The organism is Vibrio sp. VP6 (assembly GCF_028823755.1).
Taxonomy (GTDB): domain Bacteria; phylum Pseudomonadota; class Gammaproteobacteria; order Enterobacterales; family Vibrionaceae; genus Vibrio; species Vibrio parahaemolyticus.
The window spans coordinates 1-1142 of the sequence record NZ_JAPEID010000144.1 but is presented as its reverse complement, the minus strand read 5'-3'; the positions used below and the strand labels follow the sequence as shown (position 1 = coordinate 1142).

Annotated in this window: 1 protein-coding gene; it reads right to left on the bottom strand. The window is 53.7% G+C overall.

Annotation, left to right across the window (positions count from 1 at the left end):
• Nucleotides 1-59 precede the first annotated feature (59 nt).
• Nucleotides 60-1007: a P-type conjugative transfer ATPase TrbB gene (gene trbB, locus OU793_RS24540; RefSeq protein WP_024700468.1), complete on the bottom strand. Its 948-nt coding sequence runs from the start codon at nucleotides 1005-1007 to the stop codon at nucleotides 60-62.
• Between the last annotated feature and the right edge of the window lie 135 nt (nucleotides 1008-1142).

The window sequence follows — 1142 nt, the reverse complement described above, 5'->3', positions numbered from 1 at the left end:
ATTGTTGTCAGCAGCAAGGGCGGGATGGCTTAGAAGCGCGAGGAGGATCAGCCCTTTTTTCATGGTGCCTCCCAAATGGTGGCGGTGTCGTAACCGGTATCAGAGAGGCCGTTCACCTGTATCACCTCTTTAATGACGCGTTTGCCCTCTGGCGTTCGCGCCATAAACACCACCGCATGGATGCCACTGGCGATGAGCGCGCGATTGGGTGTGGCGGTCGCTTCACTGACGCATTGCTCCAGTCTATCGAGCCCTTGTCTCGCTGAATCGGCATGAATGGTGGCGATGCCGCCAGGATGGCCCGTGTTCCACGCTTTAAGTAAATCCAGCGCTTCACCGCCGCGCACTTCTCCCACCATGATGCGGTCGGGGCGATAACGCAGTGTGGTGCGAAGCAAGGTGCGCATGGAAACGTTCGCTGTGTCATTGGTGCGCTTAATCACATGGTTAGGCGCGCTGCATTGCAACTCGTTGGTGTCTTCAATGATGACCATACGCTCGTCCGGTGCCACCATGGAGATTTGATGCAACAGGGCATTGCCGAAGGTGGTTTTTCCTGAGCCAGTGCCCCCCGCGACCAGGATGTTGCGTTTATCAACAATCAACTGACGTAATACATTAGCGGCTTCTTTGCTTAACGTTCCTGCCTTAATGTAGTCATCAAAGGTAAACACGCGCGTGGCCTTTTTACGAATGACAAAGCTAGGGTTTTCCACCAAAGGCGGTATAAGCCCCTCAAAGCGGCTGCCATCAAGAGGCAGTTCACACTCCAAAATTGGCTGCGTGGCCGTGACCGTCTGACGATGATAGTCACTGACGGCATTAAGAATGCGCGTTGCATCCTCGGGCGTGACCTCGCCCACGTGCGTCATCGCTTCCCCTTGACGCTCAATCCATAACTTACCGTCAGGGTTGAGCATGATTTCAGTTAAATTAGGGTCTTCTAAATAATCAAGTAACCCCGCTTGTAAAAAATGATGGCGAATGCCTTGCAAGGCTCGGTTCATCGCGACCTCCTTACCATTTCATGCTGGGATGTTGCCACTCTTGTGACCAATCTTTGCCATCGGTTGGGTCCACATTGAGCGGTTGAGTGAGCATCTTCTCTTCGGCAACGCGCTGGCGCTCTACCGTATCGGCGT